Origin of the sequence: Salinivibrio sp. IB282 (assembly GCF_001995685.1) — a bacterium.
Lineage (GTDB): Bacteria > Pseudomonadota > Gammaproteobacteria > Enterobacterales > Vibrionaceae > Salinivibrio > Salinivibrio kushneri.
Genome location: NZ_MUET01000153.1, coordinates 1 through 1,299, shown reverse-complemented (window position 1 = coordinate 1,299; position 1,299 = coordinate 1). Strand labels below are relative to the sequence as shown.

The window sequence follows — 1,299 nt, the reverse complement described above, 5'->3', positions numbered from 1 at the left end:
CTGATTGAGCACAGGGTTAGCGTACATTTCACGCAAATAGTCACGCGCCGCTTCGGGGGCCTGGGCAAGCTTCTGCTCATAGAGGCGCTGCTCAGCTGGCGTGACACTGTCATGTTCTACCCCAGCGGCAATATAATTAGCCGGGTATAAACGGTATAACTGGTGGATTTGCGCATCAATTTTTGCGGCCATTGACTCGGGTGTGTCTTGTGACAGGGTCACAGGCTCACCAAAGGCCACGTGCACATGCCGTTTGTCACCGACAATCCCTTTCACGATGGTTTGAATGTCTTCAAACTCGCTTTTTTCGTAGGCGCCAAGGCGGTTGACCGCGTCTAATTCAGTTGCTTTGTCCAGATCGCATGGATCGTTTTGGTAGGAGATGGCGACAGGCACCACATTAAGCGCTTCCATATAGCTGTCAAAGTCTTGCTTGCGTTTTCGCCCTTCCATGAAGAACATTTTTAAGATTGCCGGATCCGTGACATCTTGGCCCGTCTTGGCTCGCCCCTCTCGCTGAGCAATCCAGATCGACTGACCCTCATCGAGGGATAAGCGCAAATAACCCGATAACTGTGATAATGACTTCATCATTTCACGTGGTGCTTTGGCTGAGCGTTTGACAATAAAGCTTTTGTTAAGCTTCATCAGCTCAGTCGCACACGGTTTACGTAACAGGTTATCACCGATAGCGATTCTCACTGTATCGAGCCCCTGTTGGTGCAAGCACCAGTTTACTAACGCGGGATCCATCGCAATGTCTCTGTGATTGGAGACAAATAGGTAGGCTTTATTCGGATCCAGTTTTTCTACGCCAGAGACCGTGACTTTATCACAGGTTGTTTTAATCATCTTGCGCATATAGCTGGCGACATGCAGTTGGACATCCTGCACTGTTTTAATATTGCTCCACTTTTTAGTTAGATACAATTTAAGAGCAGGCTTTAAAAGCCAACCAAGCGGGCCAGACGCATGCGGATAGCGATAAGATAGAATCGCATTGATAAACTCGTCATCTTGGATGAGTCGCTGAATTGCACTGGGAACTTCGTCGTCATGATAAGGACGAATCTCTTGATAAGGATCGTTAACTGTCTGCACTTTCTTCCATTATATCGAGTAAAAACCGCGCCATTCTACGCAGTCAACAAAGGATTCAAAGTGAACCCACCGAAATTTTACACAGGTTGGAGGTCAGACCTTCAGCCTGGTTAAGAGTTCCCTTTACCGTCATTGACTTGACCTCAACAGCAAAAGTGCTCACCATTGCCGCCTTATTGCATCGAGACACTGTTATGA

General features: G+C 47.6%; 1 protein-coding gene. It reads right to left on the bottom strand.

Annotated elements, in window-relative coordinates:
* Positions 1 to 1,101 (bottom strand): lysophospholipid acyltransferase family protein (locus BZG14_RS15315; RefSeq protein ID WP_077609158.1); only part of this gene is annotated, 1,101 nt, incomplete at its 3' end.
* Positions 1,102 to 1,299 lie beyond the last annotated feature (198 nt).